Genomic DNA, 420 nt, shown 5'->3' with positions numbered 1-420 from the left:
GCGACGCCGTAGTCAGCGAGGAAGGACGCGCCGCGCAGCGTGGACAGGGTGACCACATTGCTCAGGCCATCCGCGCCGCAGAAGCGGGACTGGGCGAACGGCAGGTCAGCGGAAATGCACAGCACTACGGTGTTGTCCAGTTCAGCGGCCAGCTGGTTGAATTTACGCACTGATGCGGCACACACGCCGGTATCAATGCTCGGGAAAATATTCAGTACTTTACGTTTGCCGGCGTACTGGCTCAGCGCGACGTCAGAGAGATCTTTGGCGACCAGCGTAAACGGCTGCGCTTTAGCGCCTGCCTGCGGAATGGTGCCCTGAACAGAAACGGGGTTGCCCTGGAAATGCACGGTTTGTGACATGGTTATCTTCCTGTTTACATATAGTTAACGTCGCGAGTAGTGTATGACATCCGACAGC

Annotated in this window: 1 protein-coding gene; it reads right to left on the bottom strand. The window is 57.4% G+C overall.

The features are described from left to right. The coding region (gene tpx / locus MMP60_RS15830) for a thiol peroxidase (protein ID WP_241337286.1) at nt 1-362 on the bottom strand (362 nt) is incomplete at its 3' end. Nucleotides 363-420 lie beyond the last annotated feature (58 nt).

It is taken from the genome of Acinetobacter sp. ANC 4805 (genome assembly GCF_022549495.1).
Classification (GTDB): Bacteria; Pseudomonadota; Gammaproteobacteria; order Pseudomonadales; family Moraxellaceae; genus Acinetobacter.
The sequence above is the reverse complement of the archived record's forward strand: the minus strand, read 5'-3'. Positions and strand labels throughout refer to the sequence as shown.